The organism is Pseudomonas sp. DCB_AW (genome assembly GCF_026240895.1).
GTDB classification, from domain to species: domain Bacteria; phylum Pseudomonadota; class Gammaproteobacteria; order Pseudomonadales; family Pseudomonadaceae; genus Aquipseudomonas; species Aquipseudomonas kermanshahensis.
In genome coordinates this window covers 16896-40388 of the sequence record NZ_JAPFCE010000009.1, presented here as the reverse complement: position 1 = coordinate 40388, position 23493 = coordinate 16896, and the positions used below count along the sequence as shown (strand labels likewise).

Genomic DNA, 23493 nt, shown 5'->3' with positions numbered 1-23493 from the left:
CCCAATCATTACACCCGGCGGCGCCCCCACCATAGTGGCAATCCGATAAGCGTCCATTGCGCCCCGCCCCCTGCCTCTGCAACAATCGCGAATAATTATCGTTAGTTAATGCATTCGTTCCGGGGGGACGCTGCTTGTCTTCTGCACACAGCCCACACGCCGAGCTGGTCGGTGCGCTTTACCGCGACCATCGCAGCTGGCTGCTCGCCTGGCTGCAACGCAGCATGGCCTGCCGTCAGCGTGCCGAAGACCTGAGCCAGGACACCTTCGTGCGCCTGCTCGGCCGTGATCGGCTGGAAACGCCCCGCGAGCCGCGCGCCTTTCTGGCCGCCGTGGCCAAGGGGCTGATGTTCGACCATTTCCGCCGCACCGCGCTGGAGCAGGCCTACCTGGCCGAGCTCGCCCTGCTGCCCGAAGCCGAACACCCCTCCCCGGAAACCCAACACCTGATTCTCGAAGACCTCAAAGCCATCGACCGCCTGCTGGGCAAGCTGTCGAGCAAAGCGCGGGCGGCCTTCCTGTACAACCGCCTGGACGGCATGGGCCATGCCGAAATCGCCGAGCGCCTTGGCGTTTCGGTCTCGCGGGTACGCCAGTACATCGCCCAAGGCCTGCGCCAGTGCTATGTGGCCCTGTACGGGGAGCCGACGTGAACGGCTCACCGGTATCGTCCCGCGTCCTGGAAGCGGCCATCGCCTGGAAGCTGAGCCTGGATGAAGGCAGTGGCACGCCTGATGAGCGCAACGCGTTCATGCGCTGGCACGCCGCCAGCGAAGAGCATGCCCGCGCCTGGCGCCAGTTGGGCAGCCTCGACCAGCGCGTGAGCGCCGCTGCCGGGCCTGCGCGCCAGGCACTGCTGCAGTCGCGGGCCGGGCTGCGGCGGCGCATCGGCAAGGTTGGCAGCGGCCTGGCCGGGATGTTGCTGCTGGGTTCGCTGCTGGCCTGGGTCGGCGCCCCCTCGCTGTCACCGAACTACTGGCTCGCCGACCAACGCACAGCCACCGGCGAGCTGCGCACCCTGCGCCTGGAAGACGGCACCCTGCTGAGCCTGAACACCCATACCGCGGTGGATATCGACTACCAAGGCGAGCAACGGGTGATCGTGCTGCACCAGGGCGAGATCTCGGTCGAGACGGGCCACCAAGACCCACGCCCGTTGCTGGTACGCACCGACGACGGTCGCCTGCGCCCGCTTGGCACACGCTTCCTGGTGCGCCGTGAGGCACAGGGCACACGCCTGGAAGTGCTGCAGGCCTCGGTCGCGGCCATGCCGCTGAACAGTGGCGACGAGCAGGTGTTGCGCGAAGGCCAGCAGGTACTCATGGATGCCAACGGGCTTGGCCAGGTCGGCACAGTCGCCGTCGGCGCCGATGCCTGGACCCGCGGCATGCTGGTGGTGGACAACGTGCGCCTGGCTGACTTGCTGGCCGCGCTTGGGCATTACCGCAGCGGCCATCTCGGGGTGGCTGACGAAGTCGCCGACCTGCGTGTCACCGGCAGCTTCCCGCTGACCGACACCGACCTGGCCCTGGCCTCGCTGGTGCCGGCACTGCCGGTGCAGATCGAGCGGCATACGCCGTGGTGGGTGACCGTCAAGGCCAAATAGTGATCTGTTGTTCTGGCGCGAATTCACTGTAGGAGCAGCCTTGTGCTGCGAAGAGGCCAGCGACAACACAGTGGATCTTCGCTGCTTTCACCGGCCTCTTCGCAGCACAAGGCTGCTCCTACAGTGGATGGTGTTTGAACGGGCATTGCCGGTTCTTGAAGTTTTTCACTTTTTTTTCGACAGCCCCTGTCACTTTTGAAATCTCGCTCGGCAAGGAAGCAGTTAGCACTTATCCGTCTAGGAGCCGCTGCATGTCCCGTACTGTCGATCGTATCCTGCGCCCCAGCCTGATGGCCCTGGCCATTGGCCTGGCCGCGCCGTTGGCCAGCCCTGCCCTGTTCGCCGCCGAGCAATCCGCCCAGCGCGCCTACGACCTGCCTAGCGCGCCCTTGGCCAGCACCCTCAACCAGATCGCCAGCCAATCGGGCATCGCCCTGGCCATCGACCCGGCCCTGGTCAGCGGCCGCACCTCGGCCCCGGTCAACGGCCAGTACGACGGCATCGGCGCCTTGCAGGCCGCCCTGCGCGGCACTGGCTTGCAGCTGCAGCAGAGCAGCGTTGGCAGCTACAGCCTGGTAGCCGTCCCGGACGGCACCCTGGCACTGCCGGAAACCACCGTGAACGCCGACAGCGTCAGCGAAAGCGCCTGGGGCCCGGTAGAGGGCTACCTCGCCCAGCGCACCGCCGCCGGCACCAAGACCGATACCGCGCTGGTCGAAGTCCCCCGCTCCATCTCTGTTGCCACGCGCCAGCAAATGGCCGACCGCGGCGTGCACAGCCTGGATGATGCCGTGCGCTACATGCCCGGCATCGTGTCTGCCAGCTTCGGCAGCGACACACGCTATGACTGGATGCGCGTGCGTGGCTTCGAGCCGACCCAATTCCTCGATGGCCTGCCGCTGCCCCGTGGCGTGTACGCCAACCCAAAAGCCGAAACCTGGAACCTCGACCGCCTCGCACTGCTGCGCGGCCCGGCGTCCTCGATCTACGGGCAAACCCCACCGGGCGGCCTGCTGGACATGGTCAGCCGTCGCCCACAAGCTGAAAGCGCCCACGAAATCGAACTGCAGTATGGCAGCGACAACCACCGCCAGATCAACTTCGCCAGCACCGGCAAAATCGATGACCAGGGCCAGTTTCTGTACAGCGTCAGTGGCGTGATCCGCGATGGCGGCACCCAGATCGACCATATCGACGACAAGCGCTACAACATCGCCCCGAGCCTGACCTGGAACATCGACGACGACACCTCGCTGACCTTGCTGACCCAGTTCACCCGCGACGATACCGGCGCCACCAGCCAGTTTAGGCCGATCCAGGGCACCAAGATCGACATGCCGTTCGGCAAGATCTCCCACCACAAAAACCTGGGGGATCCGGACTACGAGTTCTACGACCGCACCTACTACGCGCTGGGCTATGCCTTCGAGCATCGCATCAACGATGTCTGGCAGTTCCGCCAGAACCTGCGCTACACCAAGTCGGACCTGGCGTTCCAGACCATTACCCCCGGCAGCTATTACGCGCCCGGTGGCCCGGTGCAAGACGATGGTACCGTCAGCCGCATGTCCACCAACGTCGACGAAGACATCAGCCAATTCGCCGTGGACAACAACTTCCAGGCTGACTTCGCCAGCGGGGACATTACCCACACCCTGCTGATCGGCCTGGACCACCAGCGCGTCAACACCAACTACCTGTCGATCTACGGCTTCAACGTACCGAACAGCAACGTCAACAACCCGGTTTACGGGCTGCCGATCACCCGCCCGGATCGCTCCACGGCGTTCTATGACTACAACCAGAAAACCCGTCAGACGGGCCTGTATGTTCAGGACCAGATGGCACTGAACAACTGGCGCCTGACCCTGGGTGGCCGGGAAGACTGGGTGCATACCGGCACCAAGTACCTCAACCAGGGCGATGCCACCAACACCCAACGTGACAAGCAGTTCAGCGGCAACGCGGCGATCAGCTATGTGTTCGACTCGGGCTTTGTGCCGTACCTGTCGTATGCGGAGTCGTTCCAGCCGGTCAGCAATGCCGCCGTGTCTGCCACGGAGTCGTTCAAACCGACCGAAGGCAAGCAATGGGAGCTGGGTATCAAATACCAACCGCCAGGTTCCAACACGTTGCTGTCGGCCGCCGTGTATGACCTGACCCAGAAAAACGTCTCGGTCACCAACACCATCGGCAACGTGAGCGTCACCAGCCAGACTGGCGAAGTGAAAGTGCGCGGCCTGGAGCTGGAAGCGGTATCCGACGTCAGCGAAAACCTCAAGCTGACTGCTGCCTACACCTTGGCCAAGTCCGAAGTGCAAAAAGGCGACTACAAAGGCAACCGCCTGCAACTGATGCCCAACCAGCAAGCCTCGCTGTGGGCCGACTACACCTGGCACAGCGGCGTGCTTGACGGTTTTGGCATCGGCGGTGGCGCGCGCTACACCGGCAACACCTATGGCGACCAGGCCAACACCTACCTGGGCAAGGCCAATGCCTACACCGTGTTCGATGCCTCGGTGCACTACGACCTCGGCCGCCTGAACAACAGCCTCAAAGGCGCGTCGGTGGCGGTCAACGCGACCAACGTGTTCAACAAGGACTACCTCTCCACCTGTGACAGTTACTACTGCTACTACGGAGATGAGCGCAGCGTCGTCGCCAGCGCCACCTACAAGTGGTGATGACCTGACGCCCCACGCGCGCCGACCAAGCCGTCCTTCAGGGGGCGGCTTTGGTCTTTCTGGACGTCGAGAAACAAAATGAAATGAAAAGCTCAACCATCCGCCGCTGGTCCTTCATCCACACCTGGAGCAGCCTGGTCTGCACCCTGTTCCTGCTGTTGCTAGCCCTCACCGGCCTGCCGCTGATCTTCCACCACGAGCTGGAACACCTGCTCGGTGACGCTCCCGAACTGCGCGAGATGCCCGCCGGCACCCCGCACCTCGACCTGCAACAGCTGGTGCTCAAGGCCGAACAACACCGCCCCGGCGAGGTGATGCAGTACTTTGGCTATGACGAGGACGAACGCAACGGCGTGGTGGCAATCACAGCCGCGACCGCCGGCACCGAACCCAATGCGTCGCACACCTTCATGCTCGACGCCCGCACCGGCGAAGCCGTCGCCATGCCGGCTGCGAACGGCGGGTTCATGATGGTCATGCTGCGCCTGCACGTGGACCTGTTCGCCGGCCTGCCTGGCAAGTTGCTGCTGGCGTTCATGGGCGTGCTGTTCGTCGTGGCGATCGTCTCTGGCACCGTGCTCTACGCGCCGTTCATGCGCCGCCTGGATTTCGCCACGGTGCGCCACGACAAGTCCCGCCGCTTGCGTTGGCTCGACCTGCACAACCTGATCGGCGTGGTGACCCTGGCCTGGGCGCTGACGGTTGGCGTCACCGGTGTGATCAGTGCACTGTCCGACCTGGTCATCGCCGCCTGGCGCAACGACAGCCTGGCCGCCATGGTCGCCCCCTACCGTGATGCCCCGCCGCTCACCGAACGCGCTCCGGCCAGCCGCCTGTTGGCCATCGCTGAGCACGCGGCGCCCGGCATGCGCCCGGATTTCATCGCCTTCCCCGGCACGCGCTTTTCCAGCGAGCACCACTACGCCGTGTTCATGAAAGGCGCCACGCACCTGACCTCGCACCTGCTCACCCCGGTGCTGATCGATGCGCAGACCCTGCAGGTGACCGCCGTCGGCGAGCGGCCCTGGTACATGGACGCCATGGGCCTGTCGCAGCCGCTGCACTTCGGTGACTACGGCGGGCGCCCCATGCAGATCCTCTGGGCGGTGCTCGACGTGCTGACCCTCATCGTGCTCGGCAGCGGCCTGTACCTGTGGTGGGGCAAGCAGCGCAAACCACGGGAGGCCAAGGCATGAGCCACGCGTCGCGATCTACTACGAAGATTTTCGCCTGGCCGGCACTCATCGCCCTGCTCGGTGCCCTAGGCCTGTTCGCTGCGCTGCTGGGCGACGGCGCGTGGGATGGCTTGTCCTGGGTGGGCCTGGGCCTGCCGGCGTACTTGGCACTGCGCGGTTTCTGGCGGCGCTGAGGTAACGGGTTAACGCAGCCACCCGGCCAACGCGGTGCAGCATGGTCCTCTTTCACCAGGAGATAGGCCATGACACCGCTGCTGCGCCTCCAGTCGCTGGATAGCCAACTCGACGCACTATTGCCCCCCTTGCCGGGTGTGGAACACAGCCTCGACCAAGCCCTGAACACCCTGTTCACCAACCCAGCGATCACCGCCCGGACCTTGTACTTCGAGCGCTTCCGCCTGCTGGACCTGGTCGGCTTTCACCTGTTCGACGGCGGCACGTTCAAGCCACCGGCCGGTGCGCAAGCCCGACACGACGACCGCCCGCTCAACCTGCCAAGCGACTTCAACGCCCACATCGACCGCTGCTGCGCGACGCTTCGCCAAGGCTTGCATGCGCGCCTGGCCAGCTATTGGCTGGCGCGTGAAAAAAATGGACTGAGCCGGCAAGCACGCCTGGCCACCCTGCGCCGCGATCAACTGCTCACCGAGATGCGCTTGCGCAGCCACGACCAGACCTTGTCTGTGGAGCACGCCCGGTTGCTGACTACTTGCCTTGAATACCCACAACCCTGGCAACGCCAGCACCTGCCCGCCGCCAGCCGCCCGCAGCTGTACCGCCCGTTGCTGTCGGGCTCGGCGCCCAACTGGCGCAGCCACTTGCCAGGCGTGCTGATCCTCACCGAGAACGGCCCGGAGGGCCGCTTGCTCGACGCGCAGGAACCGGTCGGACGGGTGCTTTTGTGCAGCATCGTGCATGGCATCGAAGCGTTCGACAGCCTGGCCGCCTTGCACGTGGAATTATGCGAACGCCTCGAAGACCCGGTGCAGAGCGAACCGCTGACCCGACTGCTAGTGGTGAGCGCAGACCGCCAACGTGCCCACCGGGCTGAACGCCTGCGCTACGACTGGTTCAGCGAGGACCTCGCCGAGGCGCAGGCCCTGGCCATTCGCGAGGCCCATGGCAAACGCCTGACCGCCGCCTGGCAAGCCGCCTGGGCACAGGGGCTGCAACGCAATATCGAACACCTCGACGCCCAACTGGGCAACGCACTGAACCTGCACCGCGAGCTCGGCAGCCAAGGTCCAGTAGCCACCCGCTATGGCCTGTTGCTGGAAAAGCACATGCCCGACTGGTTGCGCTCGACCTCGCAGCAAGGCGTTGCCCACATCATGCAAGCCATGCAAGAGCAGGTGGCGGCCATCAAGGCCGCCGCCGCGCCAGGCATACTCACGTTGGAGCAGTTCAACCAACGCCACACCCTGCTGGCCTGGGTGCGCCAGCGGCTGCGCGAGTTTCTGCAGCAAGACCCCGGCATCGACACCGCACCCGAGCAGATCTCGATCAGCGTGACCCTGGCGCGCCAGGTCGGCCCCATCAGCAATCCACTCGACACCAGCGCCTACATCCCCGTGGCCAGCCGCCCACAAGCCGGCGGCACCATAGCGTTGGTCAATCAACGCTACCGGTTGGATGAGCTGGCACTGCTCAATATCGCCTGGTTCGACGTCGATTACTGGCTGACCGCCCGCGTGCACCTCGACGCCGACCAGCCGCTGCCAGCCCTGACGCCACTGCGGGTCAAGCAAATCGTACGGCGCCTGAATGCTGGTAGCGGCTACCAAGCCTACCTGCGCACCCAACTGCTCGATTCGCCCCATGGCCGCTGGCGCCAGCAGGCCTACGCGCACCTGAGCCGTACGCGCATGCACGCCGAAGCGGTCAAGGCGCGTTATGCCGGGCATTTTCAGCCGAGCACGCTCGAACAGGGTTATGGCTGGGCCGACTGCGTTATTCACTCACCCGACAGCCACAACCGGCCGCACCGCAACGAACAACAGGTGATCGCCCGGCAGATGCTGATCCAGGGGCAAACCCTGCAAGGTGTCGTGCTACTTGTCTCGCCAGAGCACTCTTACCGCATCGTGGTCTACAGCCCCGACGCGCCGGACCGCCGCCCCTGGCGTGAATACAACAACGCCCGGGCGCTGATCCGCGCCGTGCGCAGCGATGCGCAGCTGCGCCACTATGTGTTGCAACGCTTGCCGCTGGGCAACCGAAAAAGCCTGGAGGCACTGCTGGTACAGGGCCGCCTGGGCTCGCACATCAGTTTGCAGACCATCACCGGCAACCTGTACGACGCCCTCTACCGCGCCGAGGTCAACACCCTGATGGCCCAAGCCAATGCCGTGACCCGCAGCAACCAAGAGCTGCTGGGGGAGTTTTCGGTCAATGTGCTCAGGCTGGTGCTGGATATCCTCACCCTGGTGTTGCCGCAGGCGGGCTCGACCGCACTGGCATTCGGGCGCATGGGCATTTCCATCTGGGACGGTTTCGAAGCGCTCGACCGAGCCGACCACAACGGTGCGCTCCATCATGCGGTCGCAGCACTCGGCCACGCCACGGCGGGGCTCAACGACATGGCAGGCTCCGGGCTGATGCGCCGGGTCATGCGCGGCCTGCCCAAGCCGCCACCGGTGCCGCTGCCCCGGCATTACGAAGCGACCCCTGACGTTGCCAGGCTGCGCTACCGCATCGATGCGCTGCACGACGAGGCCGTGTACGAACAGCAGTCGGCGAGCCCCGGCCTGTCGCAGTACTACGTGAGGGATAACCTGGGCCGCTACTTCAATGTCACCTTCGACGGCACACGCTGGCGCGCCACCGACCCGAACCAGCCGAACACCTACCTGAAGCTGCCGATCAAGCGCTGCCTGGATGGCCGGTGGGTGGTCGACTCGCCAGTGCTCTGGTACGACGGGTTGCCGAGTATCCAGCAACTGTTGGAAGACTGCCGCCTGTCCACCCCGTTACACGGTACCGTCACCGAAGACGATGCCCAGCTGTTTCAAGACAACACCACGCTGTACCTGCAACTGGGCAGCCACCAGTTACCCGTGCGCCGCCATCTGCTCGCCGCTCACTACCACTTGGTATTGCCTGAGACGCTGCGCGGCGCGGTGCCCGCGTGGGCAGTGCTGCGCTGGCAGGATGCGCAATGGCGCATCCGCGTGCGCCAGACCGGCCGCAGCAGCAACTGGCTGGCGCTGCCGGCTGCTTATTCGGACAACCGCGGCAGCAACCGGTCCAGCCGCTGATGCAAGGCACTGTCACGCGGCCAGTTGCGCAGCAGCCGCGCCCGGTCACGGGCATAGGCCGGGGCGAAGCTGAGCTGGGTGGCGTGCTGGCACATGGCATCGAGGTCGATCAGCGACCACTGGCCGTTATCCCAGAACAGGTTATGGCCCTTGAAGTCGCCATGGCTGATGCGCTCGCGGATCAGTTGCTGCATGACCTTCACCAGCGCATCGACCTGCTCTTCAGGTGCCTCGCCGTTTTCCACATAGGGCGCGAAGCACGCGGTCAGGTCCGGGCCATCGACATAGTCGGTGACCAGGTAGGCACGGCTGCGCAGGCCCATGACACGCTCCTCTAGCACTGCCAGAGGGCGTGGCGTGGCGATGTCGAGAAATTCCAGGCGATGGCCTTCGATCCACGAGTGCCAGGCCCGGCTCGGGCGCCAGAAGCGCTTGAACCAGTGCGCAGTGTTCTTGATGTTGTAGCGTTTGAGCACCAGTTGGCGGCCATCGACCTCGATGCGGGCCACACTGGCGGCGCCACCGGTCTTGTACAGGTGGCCTTTGTCGATCAGTTCATCAGCGTGTTCCAGCACCGGCAGCATGGCCTGCACCTCAGCGCGGCGAATCGCCCGCAGGCCCGAAAGGCTACGCTCGACGCTGAACAGCGAGCACTCGCGGCCGGCCTTTTCCAGGTAGTCCTTCTGGCGCCAGTTGCGCACCTTGTCCACCTGCTTCTGCAGCGCTTCGAGTGGCAGCGCGTGCTCGGCATTGGCCAACAGGTAATGCACCAACAGCTCTTCGATGAACGGCTCCAGGCGCTTGGGCAATTGGGCGAAGAACACGCCGAGGTTTTCCAGCACCCGCGGGCGCGACAACTGCTGGCCCGGGGTCTCGGCCTTGATGCCCGCGCCGTCGATCAGGTACAGCTTGCCGCCATGGCGCAGCAGGTTGTCCAGGTGCAGGTCTTCCTGCCACAAGCCCTTGGCGTGCATCTGCGCCACCGCCGTCAGCGCCTCACCCAACACCGCGTGTTGCTCGTCTGCCAGTACCGGCAGGTGCTCCACGGCGGCCCAGGCATCGGCCAGGCTTTCGGCACCATCCAGAAACGCGAACAGCAGCCAGCCGCCGTCGCCTTCCTTCAAACCATCGGCCAGCAGTTTGGGCGTGGTCAGGCCCTGCTCGGCCAGCCACTTGACGCCTTGCAGCTCGCGCTGGAAGTGCCGGGCAGCATTGCTGCCCACCAACAGCTTGGCCAGCACCGGCGTGCCACGCCAAACACCAGCACCCACATAGCGCTGGCCGGGCAGCACGCGCAGCAGGCTCAGCAGTTGCAGCTCGGCGCTGCCGGCGGCATCGGCCAGGCTCACGTTAAGGGGCAATGCCGGGGCGCGCCCGGCCTCTTTCAGTTCAGACAAACGCATCAGCGGGCCTCTTTTTCACGACGGCGTTGCGTCAGGCGTTGCAGCCAGGTGCCGACCAGTGTGCTGTCCGCCGGCTGCACCAGGTAGGCTGCCAGCAGGTGACGCACATCCGCCTCGCTCCAGGCCCGGGCACGGCGCAACAGGGGCTCCAGGTCCTTGAGCCGGTCACGCATGCCGAACAGCAGGGGCCGGGTTTTTTCCAGGTCGATCAGTTGGGCATCCCAGCCTTCGCGGCGTTGGCGCAGGAAGATGTGCTTGGGGTAGAAGCAGCCGTGCACCTGGCCAGCACTGTGCAGCGTGCGCGCCAACTGGCCGCAGGCCTCGAGGATGCCGTTGCGTTCGGCATCGCCCAACTGCGGCCACTGAGCCAGCAGGCTGTCCAGGTCGGCCCACTCGTCCAAGGCACGGGTCATGAGGATCGCCCGGTGCTCGCCGGCCTGCTTGCGCTCGCCATAGAACACCGCTTGCAAGGCCGGAATGTGCAGCTTCTGGTAGCGGCTGATGTTGCGGAATTCGCGGGCGAAGGTTGGCTCGCCGAATGGCCGGTGCAAGGTACGGGTGAGGTAGTCGCTCTGGCGCTTGAGGTAGTAGCCCTTGCCTTCGAGTTCCAGGCGGAACACGCTGCTCCAGCCCCCACGCCCGGTGTTGGGCTCGTCCACGGCATCGAGCTGCAGCGCCCACAGCGCGTCGAAATCGTTCAAGCCGTGGCGTTTGAGCAGCGCGAGGTCCGCGCTGGCCAGGTAATCGGTCATTCCCTTCCCTCGAAAAAGCTCAGCACTTGGCGAATCCGCTGCTTGTCGCGGGCGTTGAGCCTGTCGCGACCACGGTATTGCAGGTAGAAACGCAGGCGCTGGGTCGCCGACAGGTGGTATTTGGCGACCTTGTCCAGGCACGCCAGGTCTTTGATCATCCGGTGCCGCCACATGAAGCCGCGCCAGAAGTCGCCGGTCGGGCAGTCGATGAAGAACAACGTGCCCTGGTCGTCGACCAGCAGGTTGCGCCACTTCAAGTCGTTGTGGGCAAAACGGTGCTCGTGCATGACCCGGGTGTGGCGCGCCAGCTGGCGGCTGACGTGGTCGACCCAGGCGGGGTCTGCCAGGCGCGGGTCTTTGCGTTCGGCCAAGGCCGACAGGTCTTCGGTGCGCGGCAGCTCGCGGGTGATCATCGCCCCGCGGCCAAACGCCAGGCCCTTGCGCTCCAGGCCCCAGGCGACCACTTCGGCGGTGGGAATGCCCCACTTGGCGAACTGCTTGAGGTTTTGCCATTCGGCCTTGATGCGCGGCCGGCCGAGGTAGCGGCGCATGTGCTTGCCCGCCCCGGTGTAACGCTTGACGTAGTAATTGACGCCCTCGCGCTCGATGCGCACCACTTCGCTGAGCGGGTCGCGGGTCAGGCGTTCGCCCTGCAGGGCGAAGACTGCGTCAAGGCTGCCGAAATCCGCCGCCAGGTGTTCGTAGCCTGGCGCCAGTGTCCAACCCGCCATCAGAGTGCATCCCCATAGCGTTGTTTGCGGTCATAGAGTTTCTGCGCCTTGCGTTCGAGCCAGGCGAGCAGCGCGGCCTCGTCGGCAAGCACTTGGCGCAGCGGGCGCTGGAAGTAGCCACGCAAAAAGCGCAGCTTGTCGCGCCGGGTCAGGCCGATGTCCAGCGCCGAGAAGTACAGCGCGGCCAGGTCTTTGTCACGCCAGCGGCGGCTGATTGTCGCCCGGGTCTGGGCACGGTGCAGGTCGATGACCGACAGTTTGAAGTCTTCTGGCGTCACCGGGCGATCGGTGTGCAGCAGGAAGTGGCAGATGTAGCAGTCGCGGTGGTTGACCCCGGCGCGGTGCATGCCGCCAGTCATCTTCGCCACTTCGGCGATCAGCGCACGCTTGAGGCGTGGCGCGGGCGGCTGCTTGACCCAGTCGATACTGAAGTCTTCCAGGCTGATGGTCGGCGCCAGTTCTTCGGTCACGATGAACGAATGCTGAGTGGCCGGGTTGCTGCCGCGCTCGCCATAGGCGACGGCGGTCATGGTCGGCACGCCGACCTCGTGCAGGCGCTGGATGGCTCGCCATTCCTGGCCGGCACCGAGCACCGGCAGCTTGGCGCTGAACAGGTTCTTGAAGATCTCACCCCAGCCGATGCCGCGGTGAATCTTGACGAAAAACCCCTCGCCCTCAACGACGGTGCGCAGCGTGCGGCGCCCTTCCAGCTCGCGGTACACCTCGCCTTGCAGCGCTTCCACGGCCTCGAAGGCATCACGCCCGGCCCACAAGCGCTTGAAGGGTTCGGCCAGTATCAGCTTCATGCGGTCTCCTGCCCCAGGATCACATCAGCAGCATGCTGCGGCATGCTGTACAGGTCGGCCGTATCGGCAAAGGCCAGGCCGTTGCGCGACCAGTCGGCACGGGCCTGCGGGTCTTCGAGCATGCGTTGCAGATAGCCATTGAGCTGTTCCTGTTCGAACGGCTCGTCCAGCACTAAGCCGCTGTCGGCTTCGGCGATGTAATGGGCATAGCCACACACCTTGGAGACCAGCACCGGCAGGCCTGCCACCAGTGCTTCGAGCAGCACGGTGCCGGTGTTTTCGTTGTAGGCCGGGTGGATCAGCAGGTCAGCGCCCAGCAGGAAGCGTGGGATATCGCTACGCCCCTTGAGGAACTGCACCTGGTCGCCCAGGCCGAGGGTGGCGCTCTGCAACTGGAAGACCTTGGGGTCGTCCTGGCCGATGACCATCAACCGGGTGCGCTTGCGCAAGGCCGACGGCAGCGCGGCCAAGGCCTTGAGGCTGCGGTCGACGCCCTTGGTCTTGAAGCCCGAACCGATCTGCACCAGCAGCAGGTCATCGTCGCCCAGGTTGAATTCCTGGCGGAACTCGGCGCGGATCTCGGCGGCGTTGGCCGGCGCCCGACGGTCTTGGGAAATGCCCGGCGGCAGCAGGTGGAAGCGTTCAGCCGGGGTGCCGTAGTGTTTGACGAACAGCGGCTGCTGCACCTCCGAGATCATCAGCACTTCGGTTTTCGAGTCTTTGGCGAACACCGCGCGCTCGTACTCGGCAAAGTGCCGGTAGCGGCCCCAGCGCTTATAGAGGCCGCCACGCAGGGTCTGGGCCTTGTCCTCGAAGCAGCCGTCGGCGGCGTAGTACACGTCCAGCCCCGGCATCTTGTTGAAGCCAATCAGGCGGTCGACCGGGCGCTTGGCCAGGTCGGCTTCCATCCAGGCGCTGAGCTTCTCGTTGCGGCGGTGGTTGAACAGCGCCTTGACCGGCGCCACCAGCACTTCGAAGCCAGGCGGAATGTCACCTTCCCAGATCAGCGTGTACACACGGATCTGGTGGCCCCGCTTCTGGCATTCCAGGGCAATGCGCATGAAATCGCGCTGCAGCCCGCCGAAGGGGAAATATTTGTAAAGCACGAAAGCCAGTTGCATCAACGAACATCCTCAGCCAGCAGCAGCGCGCTCAAGCGGCTCGCCACATGCTCGGGATTCAGGCGAGTGAAGCACAGCGGCCACTCGCGTTTGAGATCGAACCGGCGCAGGTCATCGGCGCTCGGCTTGTAGGTGCACTTCTTCTGCAGGCACGGCGCACAGGGGAAATCGCTGGCCTGGTGAACCTGGGCGCGGCCATAGGCGCCGGTCAGGCCCGGGTTGGTCGGGCCGAACAGTGAAATGGTCGGCACATCCAGCGCCGCAGCCAAATGGCCCAGGCCGGTGTCCACCGCCACGCAGGCCTTGGCCGCCGCCAGCACGCGGGCAACGCCGACAAGGTTCAACTTGGGCAGTACCTGGCAGTTATTCAAGCCCTGGGCGATACGTTCGGCACGTGCCTTCTCGGCCGGGTTGCCCCACGGCAGGCGCACTTGCAGCTTGCGCCGGCCCATGCGCTCGGCCAGCTCACGCCAGTAAGCCTCGGGCCAATGCTTGGTGGCCCAGGTGGTGCCGTGCAGGAACACCACGTAGGGCGCGGCGGGCGGCAATTGCAGGCGATCGAGGTCCAGGCCGTAGTTGCCGATGCCTTCCGGCAAGTCGTAGGCCAGGGCCAGGGCGAACAGCTGGCGCACACGCTCGACCGCGTGCTGGCCCGTGGCGACCGACAGGCGCCGGTCATAAAAACGGCTGGCCAGGCCTTCGCGCGCCGAGTAGCGGTCCAACCCGGCCACCGGTGCCTTGATGTAGCGGGTCAGCCAGGCCGACTTGACCAGGCCCTGGGCATCGATCACCAGGTCGTACTTGCGCGCGCGAACGCGCTGCTTGAACGCCTTCCACTCGCCGCTCTTGAGGGTCTGCCAGATGTTCTTGCGCCAGCGACGGATCGCCACCGGGATCACCTGGTCGACCGCCGGGTGCCAGCTGGGGATCTCGGCAAAGCCTTCTTCCACCACCCAGTCGAAACGAATGCCCGGTATCGCGTGGGCGGCATCGGTGATCGCCGGCAGGGTGTGGATCACATCCCCCAGCGACGATGTCTTGATGATCAGTACCCGCACTTAGTCGACCTCGGCCACGGTATCGATCAGGTTCGGACCGCCCAGGCTGTGCAAGGCGGCGATGACTTGCTGCGGGTCGAGCAGGCGCAGGCAGTTGTAGTGGCCGAAGCGGCAGGTGCGGTCGAAGCATGGGCTGCATTCGATGCCGGTGCGCACCACTTCCACCTGCTCGGCCAGCGGCGGCGTGAAGCCCGGCGAGGTCGAGCCATACACGGCGACCAGCGGGCGATTCAGCGCGGCAGCCACGTGCATCAGCCCGGAGTCGTTGGACACCACGGAATCGGCGCAAGACATCAGGTCGATGGCCTCGGCCAGCGAGGTTTCGCCGGCCAAGTTGTAGGATTCTTCACGCAAGCCCGGGATCAGCCGGTCGCGGATCTGCTCACCGACGGGGTGATCGCTTTTCGAACCGAACAACCACACCTGCCAGCCCTGGCGGATCATCGCCTCGGCCACGGCGGCGTAGTGCTCGGCCGGCCAGCGTTTGGCCTCGCCAAACTCGGCACCGGGGCACAGCGCCAGCACCGGGCGGTCGAGTGCCAGGCCGAACTTGGCCAGGGCGGCGTCGCGGCTCTGCGGTTCGATCTGCAGGCTGGGGCGTGGGTAAGGCTGTGGCAGCTCTACGCCCGGCGCGTAGGCCAGGGCCATGAAGCGCTCGATCATCAACGGGTAGCGTGCCTTGTCCAGCTTGCGCACGTCGTTGAGCAGGCCGAAGCGCATCTCGCCGCGCCAGCCGGTGCGTTTGGGAATACCGGCAAAGAACGGCACCAACGCCGATTTCATCGAGTTGGGCAGCAGGATTGCCTGGTCGTACTGGCCGGCCAGGGACTTGCCGATGCGACGTCGGGTGGCCAGTTCCAGCACACCGTGGCCGAGCGGGAAGCTCAACGCTTGGCGCACCTCGGGCATGCGTTCGAGGATCGGCCGGCTCCACTCGGGCGCCAACACGTCGATCACGCAGTCGGGGTGCTGCTGTTTCAGGCACTGGAACAAGGTCTGCGCCATTACCATGTCGCCGACCCAGCTGGGGCCAATGATCAGTATTCTCATGCTTAGTCCAGAAACGCTCGGGGAGGCTACAGGCTGCGGTACAGCCTGGCCTCCCCTCTTTATATTCAGGCTATGTGGCGGACAGTGTAACACCGGTGGTGGGGCATGGACCTTTGGGGCTGCTTTGCAGCCCTTCGCGGCACAAGGCCGCTCCTACAGGGGCCTCAGCGGTATCAAGTCAAACCCAGCTCGCCCCAGATCCGCCGCACCTCGCGGCGTTCATCGGCAAACTGCGCCGCATCGATCACCCCGGCCTGCTTCTGCAGGGCCTGGCGGTGCGAGGCAGAACGGAACGCCTTGTACACTTCACGCAACAGCACCGCGTCACTGGCCGGCATCAAACCTGCCTGCTCCAGCTCTTCCAGAATGCGGATGTTATCGGTCCATCGGAGTATGGCCGTGTGGTCGTGGGACCAGGCCAAAGCCGCGTATTGCACCATAAATTCGATATCGACGATACCGCCGGCATCCTGCTTGATATCGAAGGGTACACCGGCCTCGAAGGCATTGGCTGCGGTGCCGGCAGCCGTGGCCTTGGTGCCGAGATTGCCGCGCATCTTGGCGCGCATCTCACTGACTTCGGTGCGCAACGTTTCAAGGTCACGGGGTTGGCCCAGGACGTTGGCGCGTACGCCTTCGAACGCCGCGCCCACCTGTTTGCAGCCGACCAGCACACGCGCACGCACCAAGGCCTGGTGCTCCCAGGTCCAGGCCTCGTTCTGTTGATAGCGCTCGAAGGCACCGAGCGAGCTGACCAACAGCCCCGAAGCGCCGGACGGGCGCAGGCGCATGTCCACGTCATACAGCTGGCCAGAGTTGGTCTGGGTGGTCAGCAAGTGGATGATGCGCTGGCCCAGGCGGGTAAAGAACTGCGCGCTGTCGATCGGCTTGGCGCCATCGGTTTCGGCCTGGGGGTCGCCATCGTGAATGAACACCAGGTCCAGGTCCGAGCCATGGCCCAGTTCAAGCCCACCGACCTTGCCATAACCAATGATGATGAAGCCCGGGTCGCACAGGCTGCCGTCGCTGCGCTTGGGCTGGCCGTGGCGGGCTACGGTCTGGCGCCAGGCCAGGGCCAGCACCTGGTCGAGGATGGCTTCGGCCAGCCAGGTCAGGTAATCGCTGACTTTCATCAACGGCAGGTTGCCACTGATTTCCGAGGCCGCCACACGCAGGCTGTGGGCCAGCTTGAAGTGGCGCAGCGCCTCCATCTGCTGTTCCAGGTCGTCTTCGGGGATGCGCGTCAAACGCTCGCGCAGTTCGCTGGCCAGCTCCGGCGCCAATGGCGGGCTGAACAGCCGGCCTTCGTTGAGCAACTCATCGAGCAGCAACGGGTAGCGGGCAATCTGCTCGGCGATCCAGGGGCTGGCCGCGCACAGGGTCAACAGGCGGCGCAAGGCACCCGGGTTTTCGGTGAGCAGCACCAAGTAGGCCGACCGCCGCGCAACCGCTTCGACCAGCGGCAGCACGCGTTCAAGCACCAGGTCAGGGTCTTGGTGCTCCACGGCCTGGGCCAAGAGCCTTGGAATAAAGGCGTCCAATCGTTCGCGCCCAATGCGCTGCATCGAGCGCAATTGCGGGCTGCCCCGCAACCCGGCGAGGCGACGCAAGGCATCGGCGGGTTGTTTGAACCCGGCTTCCTCAAGCTGACGACAGGCGGCGTCTTCATCCTGCGCCTGCTCCCACAGCGGCGACCATTCGCCACCGACCACCAGTTCGCCCTCGCCGTCCTCATCATCGGGGTCGGCGATCACTTGGCGGAAGTGCCAATCGACCCGGCCGCGCCAGTACATCAATTGGTCATGGAAGCCCTGCCAGTCGGCGAAGCCGAGGATGTAGGCGACCCGCGCCTGGTCGGTTTCGTTGTCCGGCAGCATCTGCGTCTGGCGGTCGGCGATGGCCTGGATAGCGTGCTCGGTATAACGCAGGAATTCGTAGCCTTCGCGCAACTCGGCCACCACCGCGGGTGGTAGGTAACCTTGCCCCTCGAGGGTCGCCAGCACCTTGAGCAAGGGCCGTTGCTGCAGGCTCAGGTCTCGCCCGCCATGGATCAGCTGGAAGGCCTGGGCGATGAACTCCACCTCGCGGATGCCGCCAGCACCCAGCTTGATGTTCTCGGACATGCCCTTGCGCCGCACCTCCTGCTGAATCAGCTGCTTCATGGTGCGCAGGGCTTCGATGGCCGAGAAGTCCAGGTAACGGCGGTAGACGAACGGGCGCAGCATCTCTTGCAACTGAGCGCCTGCCGCCTGATCACCGGCCACCACCCGCGCCTTGATCATGGCGTAGCGTTCCCAGTCGCGGCCCTGGTCCTGGTAGTACTGCTCCAGGGCATTGAAGCTCAGCACCAGCGAACCGGCCGAACCGTAAGGGCGCAAGCGCATGTCGACGCGGAACACGAAACCGTCGACGGTGACCGGGTCCAGGGCCTTGATCAGGCGCTGGCCCAGGCGGGTGAAGAACTCCTGGTTGTCCAGCGAGCGCTTCACCCCTTCGGTCTCGCCGCCCTCGGGGAAGGCGAAGATCAGGTCGATGTCCGACGACAGGTTCAGCTCCACCGCCCCCAGCTTGCCCATGCCCAGCACCACCATGTGCTGCGCCAGGCCGCTGCGGTGGCCGATGGGCGTGCCGAACTGCTGGCAATGGCGCGGGTACAGCCATTGATACGCTTCGTCGATGGCGGCATCGGCAAGGTCGGACAGGTCACGGCAGGTTTCGCCCAGCTCGGCCTGGCGCGTAATGTCGCGCCAGATGATGCGCAACTGCTGGCGATTGCGCTCGCGCCGCAGGTTACGCGCCAGCTCGTCTTCGCTTTGCGCTGCCTGGGCCACCGCCCCGATCTGCCCGCGCAACTCGCCGGGCGCATAGCGGCGGTCCAGTTCACCACTGGCCATCAGGGCGAGCAGCATGGCCGGTTCGCGCTGGGCCAGGCCAAGGACGAAGTCGCTGGCGGCAGCAACCTGGTCGAACTGTTGCAGATGGGCCGGGCTGCAACCGTTCAGGTCGAGTTCGGGGTGGCCAGCCACAGCTTCGCTGAGGAACTGCTGATTACGAGCGACCAGCGGTTGCAGGGTGGCGGGCAGATCGAGCGGCAAAGGCAGGCGCATGGACTATCCTTGATCGGCGTGAAAGAGAGGGGTAAAGGCGGCCAAATGGAAGGCGGACCACGGTTGGACTGTCATACAAAAGTTGGAAATAGCTGAAAAAAAGCAATCACTGGCAAAAAACATCAAGAATCACCCGTTCGCGACACATCGCCAACCAACATGAACGTTTTTCCCCACAAGCCGGGGTGCGACCAAAAGCCGCATTTGTGTAGTTTTACTACTACCCCGACTGTCTAAAAGCATGAAATGCGAATGCATTTGTAGTAAAACTACACGGCGCCGGATCACACTCCGGTAATCCAAGAATTCACGACGTCTGCCCATAAGGCCAGTCGCAAACTCAGGCAATCGATTCTGGTTGCCTTTCCGCCCTGGAGCAAGCCATGCAAGACCTCGATCCAATCGAAACCCAGGAATGGCTGGATGCCCTGGAGTCGGTCCTCGACAAAGAAGGCGAAGACCGCGCTCATTACCTGATGACCCGTATGGGCGAGCTGGCCACCCGCAGTGGCTCCCAGCTGCCGTATGCGATCACCACGCCATACCGCAACACCATCCCTGTCACCCACGAAGCACGCATGCCTGGCGACCTGTTCATGGAACGCCGCATTCGCTCGTTGGTGCGTTGGAACGCGCTGGCCATGGTGATGCGCACCAACCTGAAGGACTCGGACCTGGGCGGCCACATCTCCAGCTTCGCCTCCAGTGCCACCCTGTACGACATCGGCTTCAACTACTTCTTCCAGGCCCCGACCGAAGAACACGGCGGCGACCTGGTGTTCTTCCAGGGCCACGCTTCGCCAGGCGTTTACGCCCGTGCCTTCATGGAAGGCCGCATCAGCGAAGACCAGATGAACAACTTCCGTCAGGAAGTGGACGGCAACGGCCTGTCTTCGTACCCGCACCCATGGCTGATGCCTGACTTCTGGCAGTTCCCGACCGTTTCGATGGGTCTGGGCCCGATCCAGGCGATCTACCAGGCGCGCTTCATGAAGTACCTGGAAGCCCGTGGCTTCATCCCGGCCGGCAAGCAGAAGGTCTGGTGCTTCATGGGCGACGGCGAGTGCGACGAGCCGGAATCCCTGGGCGCAATCGCCCTGGCTGGCCGCGAGAAGCTGGACAACCTGATCTTCGTCATCAACTGCAACCTGCAGCGCCTCGACGGCCCGGTTCGCGGCAACGGCAAGATCATCCAGGAACTCGAAGGCGTGTTCCGTGGCGGTGGCTGGAACGTCAACAAAGTCGTCTGGGGCCGCTTCTGGGACCCACTGCTGGCCAAGGACACCAACGGTGCCCTGCAGCGCCGCATGGACGAAGTCATCGACGGCGAGTACCAGAACTACAAAGCCAAAGACGGCGCGTACGTGCGTGAGAACTTCTTCAACACCCCAGAGCTCAAGGCCATGGTCGAAGACCTGTCCGACGAAGAGATCTGGAAGCTCAACCGTGGCGGCCACGACCCGTACAAGGTCTACGCGGCTTATCACCAGGCGGTGAACCACAAAGAGCAGCCGACTGTCATCCTGGCCAAGACCATCAAGGGTTACGGCACCGGTGCAGGCGAAGCCAAGAACACCGCGCACAACACCAAGAAGGTCGACGTCGACAGCCTGCGTCACTTCCGTGACCGCTTCGACATCCCGGTCAAGGATGCCGACCTTGAGAACCTGCCGTTCTTCAAGCCGGAAGAAGGTTCTGCCGAAGCCAAGTACCTGGCCGAGCGCCGCGCTGCCCTGGGTGGCTTCGTGCCGCAACGTCGCGCCAAGAGCTTCAGCGTGCCGACCCCATCCCTGGAAACGCTGAAAGCGATCCTGGACGGCTCGGGCGACCGCGAAATCTCCACCACCATGGCCTTCGTGCGCATCCTGGCGCAGCTGGTCAAGGACAAGGAAATCGGCCAGCGCATCGTCCCGATCATCCCGGACGAAGCCCGTACCTTCGGTATGGAAGGCATGTTCCGCCAGTTGGGCATCTACTCGTCCGTCGGCCAGCTCTACGAGCCAGTCGATAAAGACCAGGTGATGTTCTACCGCGAAGACAAGAAGGGCCAGATTCTCGAGGAAGGCATCAACGAAGCCGGCGCCATGTCGTCGTTCATCGCTGCCGGTACCTCGTACAGCTGCCACAACCAGCCGATGCTGCCGTTCTACATCTTCTACTCGATGTTCGGCTTCCAGCGTATCGGCGACCTGGCCTGGGCCGCTGGCGACAGCCGCACCCGTGGCTTCCTGATCGGCGGTACCGCCGGCCGTACCACCCTCAACGGTGAAGGCCTGCAGCACGAAGACGGTCACAGCCACATGATGGCGGGCACCATCCCGAACTGCCGCACCTATGATCCGACCTACGGCTACGAGCTGGCGGTGATCATCCAGGACGGCATGAAGAAGATGACCGAAGAGCAACAGGACATCTTCTACTACATCACCGTGATGAACGAATCCTACCAGCAGCCAGCCATGCCGGCCGGTGTTGAGGAAGGCATCATCAAGGGTATGTACCTGCTGGAAGAAGACACCCGCGAAGCCGCGCACCACGTTCAGCTGATGGGCTCCGGCACCATCCTGCGCGAAGTCCGCGAAGCAGCGAAGATCCTGCGTGAAGAGTTCAACGTCGGTGCCGACGTGTGGAGCGTCACCAGCTTCAACGAACTGCGTCGCGACGGCCTGGCCGTGGAACGCGCCAACCGCCTCAAGCCTGGCCAGAAGCCTCAGCTGACTTACGTCGAAGAGTGCCTGAACGGTCGCAAAGGCCCGGTCATCGCCTCCACCGACTACATGAAGCTGTTCGCCGAACAGATTCGCCAGTGGGTGCCGAGCAAAGAGTTCAAAGTCCTGGGTACCGACGGTTACGGTCGCAGCGACAGCCGCAAGAAGCTGCGTCACTTCTTCGAAGTTGACCGCCACTTCGTGGTGCTGGCTGCCCTGGAAGCCTTGGCTGACCGTGGCGAGATCGAACCGAAAGTGGTGGCTGACGCTATCGTCAAGTTCGGCATCGATCCGGACAAGCGCAACCCACTGGACTGCTGAGGAGTATTTTTAAGTGAGCGAACTCATTCGCGTACCTGACATCGGCAGCGGTGAAGGTGAAATCATCGAGCTGTTCGTCAAGGTCGGTGACCGTATCGAGGCTGACCAGAGCCTGCTGACCCTGGAGTCCGACAAGGCCTCCATGGAGATCCCGGCCCCTAAGGCCGGCGTGATCAAAGAGCTGAAGGTCAAGCTGGGCGATCGCCTGAAAGAAGGCGACGAGCTGCTGGTGCTGGAAGCCGAGGGCGCTGCGGCGTCCGAGGCGCCAGCCGCCGCACCTGCCCCTGCCGCTGCGCCGGCCGCCGCTGAAAAGCCGGCCGCCGAAGCCGCGCCTGCGCCTGCTGCAGCCCCGGCTGCCGCCAGCGTGCAAGACATCCACGTGCCGGACATCGGCTCGTCGGGCAAGGCCAAGATCATCGAAGTACTGGTCAAGGTCGGCGATACCGTCGAAGCCGACCAGTCGCTGATCACCCTGGAGTCCGACAAGGCCTCCATGGAGATCCCATCGCCTGCTGCTGGCGTGGTCGAAGAAGTGCTGTGCAAGCTGGAAGATGAAGTTGGCACTGGCGACCTGATCTTCAAGCTGAAGGTTGCTGGCGCAGCGCCGGCTGCCGCACCGGCTCCGGCCGCCGCTGCACCGGCCAAGGCTGAGGCTGCGCCTGCTGCCGCACCTGCCGCTGCCGCCCCGGCTGCTGCCCCTGCTCCGGTCGCTACCGCGCCGGCTGCTGGCAACAACGCCAAGGTTCACGCTGGCCCAGCCGTTCGTCAGCTGGCCCGTGAATTCGGTGTCGAGTTGGGCGCTGTCGCGGCCACCGGCCCGCATGGCCGCATCCTGAAAGAAGACGTGCAGGTTTACGTCAAAGCGATGATGCAGAAGGCCAAGGAAGCCCCGGCAGCCGCCGGCGCAACCGGCGGCGCTGGCATCCCGCCAATCCCTGCCGTGGACTTCAGCAAGTTCGGTGAAGTGGAAGAAGTGGCCCTGACCCGCCTGATGCAGGTCGGTGCCGCCAACCTGCACCGCAGCTGGCTGAACGTGCCGCACGTGACCCAGTTCGACTCCGCCGACATCACCGAGCTGGAAGCCTTCCGCGTGGCGCAGAAGGCTGTGGCCGAGAAGGCTGGCGTCAAGCTGACCGTGCTGCCATTGCTGCTCAAGGCCAGCGCATTCCTGCTCAAGGAAATGCCAGACTTCAACAGCTCGCTGGCGCCAAGCGGCAAGGCGATCATCCGCAAGAAGTACGTGAACATCGGCTTTGCCGTGGACACCCCGGATGGCCTGCTGGTCCCTGTGATCAAGAACGTCGACCAGAAGAGCCTGCTGCAACTGGCTGCCGAAGCCGCTGCACTGGCCGAGAAAGCGCGCACCAAAAAGCTGTCGGCCGACGACATGCAAGGCGCCTGCTTCACCATCTCCAGCCTCGGCCACATTGGCGGCACCGGCTTCACGCCGATCGTCAACGCGCCTGAGGTGGCGATCCTGGGCGTTTCGAAGGCAACCATGCAGCCAGTCTGGGATGGCAAAGCCTTCCAGCCGAAGCTGATGCTGCCGCTGTCGCTGTCCTACGATCACCGTGTGATCAACGGCGCTGCCGCCGCGCGCTTCACCAAGCGCCTGGGCGACGTGCTGGCGGATATCCGCACCCTGCTGCTGTAAGGCGGCACGCTGCCCCTCGCAAGAGGGGCAGTACCCTTT

General features: G+C 64.5%; 16 protein-coding genes. 8 read left to right on the top strand and 8 right to left on the bottom strand.

The window, feature by feature from the left end; translation table 11 throughout:
- Nucleotides 1-134 precede the first annotated feature (134 nt).
- The 6 genes from OO306_RS08275 (at nucleotide 135) to OO306_RS08250 (ending at nucleotide 8743) form a co-directional block, all read left to right on the top strand.
- Nucleotides 135-653, top strand: a complete 519-nt coding sequence (locus OO306_RS08275) for an RNA polymerase sigma factor (RefSeq protein WP_099428143.1) — start codon at nucleotides 135-137, stop codon at nucleotides 651-653.
- Nucleotides 650-1606, top strand: coding sequence for a FecR domain-containing protein (locus tag OO306_RS08270; protein ID WP_258703539.1), 957 nt, complete (start codon nucleotides 650-652; stop codon nucleotides 1604-1606). The genes OO306_RS08275 and OO306_RS08270 overlap by 4 nt, the downstream gene beginning before the upstream one ends.
- 251 nt (nucleotides 1607-1857) lie before the next feature.
- Nucleotides 1858-4290, top strand: a complete 2433-nt coding sequence (locus OO306_RS08265; RefSeq protein WP_265968321.1) for a TonB-dependent siderophore receptor — start codon at nucleotides 1858-1860, stop codon at nucleotides 4288-4290.
- A gap of 83 nt (nucleotides 4291-4373) precedes the next feature.
- Nucleotides 4374-5486 carry a PepSY domain-containing protein gene (locus OO306_RS08260; protein WP_265968320.1) on the top strand — a complete coding sequence of 371 codons (1113 nt, stop codon included), beginning with the start codon at nucleotides 4374-4376 and terminating at the stop codon, nucleotides 5484-5486.
- Entirely contained in the window at nucleotides 5483-5659 is a 177-nt protein-coding gene (locus OO306_RS08255; RefSeq protein ID WP_172960334.1) for a hypothetical protein, read from the top strand. Before OO306_RS08260 ends, OO306_RS08255 begins: the two co-directional genes overlap by 4 nt.
- Nucleotides 5660-5728: 69 nt before the next feature.
- Entirely contained in the window at nucleotides 5729-8743 is a 3015-nt protein-coding gene (locus tag OO306_RS08250) for a DUF6543 domain-containing protein (protein ID WP_265968319.1), read from the top strand.
- Here OO306_RS08250 and OO306_RS08245 read toward each other — a convergent pair.
- The 8 genes from OO306_RS08245 to glnE all read right to left on the bottom strand — a co-directional run bounded on the left by OO306_RS08245 (nucleotide 8704) and on the right by glnE (nucleotide 18771).
- Entirely contained in the window at nucleotides 8704-10146 is a 1443-nt protein-coding gene (locus OO306_RS08245) for a lipopolysaccharide kinase InaA family protein (protein WP_265968318.1), read from the bottom strand. The genes OO306_RS08250 and OO306_RS08245 overlap by 40 nt on opposite strands.
- Nucleotides 10146-10898, bottom strand: coding sequence for a lipopolysaccharide kinase InaA family protein (locus OO306_RS08240; protein ID WP_085274048.1), 753 nt, complete (start codon nucleotides 10896-10898; stop codon nucleotides 10146-10148). The genes OO306_RS08245 and OO306_RS08240 overlap by 1 nt, the downstream gene beginning before the upstream one ends.
- On the bottom strand, nucleotides 10895-11629 hold the full coding sequence (locus OO306_RS08235; RefSeq protein ID WP_027594330.1) for a lipopolysaccharide kinase InaA family protein: 735 nt from the start codon (nucleotides 11627-11629) through the stop codon (nucleotides 10895-10897). The genes OO306_RS08240 and OO306_RS08235 overlap by 4 nt, the downstream gene beginning before the upstream one ends.
- Nucleotides 11629-12435, bottom strand: a complete 807-nt coding sequence (gene rfaP, locus OO306_RS08230) for a lipopolysaccharide core heptose(I) kinase RfaP (RefSeq protein WP_085274046.1) — start codon at nucleotides 12433-12435, stop codon at nucleotides 11629-11631. Before rfaP ends, OO306_RS08235 begins: the two co-directional genes overlap by 1 nt.
- Complete coding sequence (locus OO306_RS08225) at nucleotides 12432-13556, bottom strand: glycosyltransferase family 4 protein (protein WP_099428137.1); 1125 nt, start codon at nucleotides 13554-13556, stop codon at nucleotides 12432-12434. The genes rfaP and OO306_RS08225 overlap by 4 nt, the downstream gene beginning before the upstream one ends.
- Nucleotides 13556-14614 (bottom strand): lipopolysaccharide heptosyltransferase I, encoded by a 1059-nt coding sequence (gene waaC, locus OO306_RS08220; protein WP_265968317.1) that lies wholly within the window; start codon nucleotides 14612-14614, stop codon nucleotides 13556-13558. The genes OO306_RS08225 and waaC overlap by 1 nt, the downstream gene beginning before the upstream one ends.
- A complete protein-coding gene (gene waaF, locus OO306_RS08215) occupies nucleotides 14615-15664 on the bottom strand; it encodes a lipopolysaccharide heptosyltransferase II (RefSeq protein WP_099428136.1) in 1050 nt (349 codons plus the stop codon). It lies immediately after the preceding gene.
- Nucleotides 15665-15837: 173 nt separating this feature from the next.
- Nucleotides 15838-18771, bottom strand: coding sequence for a bifunctional [glutamate--ammonia ligase]-adenylyl-L-tyrosine phosphorylase/[glutamate--ammonia-ligase] adenylyltransferase (glnE, locus tag OO306_RS08210; RefSeq protein ID WP_265968316.1), 2934 nt, complete (start codon nucleotides 18769-18771; stop codon nucleotides 15838-15840).
- 383 nt (nucleotides 18772-19154) lie between these two features.
- Between glnE and aceE the strand changes: the two genes are divergently transcribed.
- Both aceE and aceF read left to right on the top strand, forming a co-directional pair.
- Nucleotides 19155-21800 (top strand): pyruvate dehydrogenase (acetyl-transferring), homodimeric type, encoded by a 2646-nt coding sequence (gene aceE, locus OO306_RS08205; protein ID WP_027594324.1) that lies wholly within the window; start codon nucleotides 19155-19157, stop codon nucleotides 21798-21800.
- Between the two features lie 13 nt (nucleotides 21801-21813).
- Nucleotides 21814-23454 carry a dihydrolipoyllysine-residue acetyltransferase gene (gene aceF / locus OO306_RS08200; protein WP_085274043.1) on the top strand — a complete coding sequence of 547 codons (1641 nt, stop codon included), beginning with the start codon at nucleotides 21814-21816 and terminating at the stop codon, nucleotides 23452-23454.
- The last annotated feature ends 39 nt before the right edge of the window (nucleotides 23455-23493 follow it).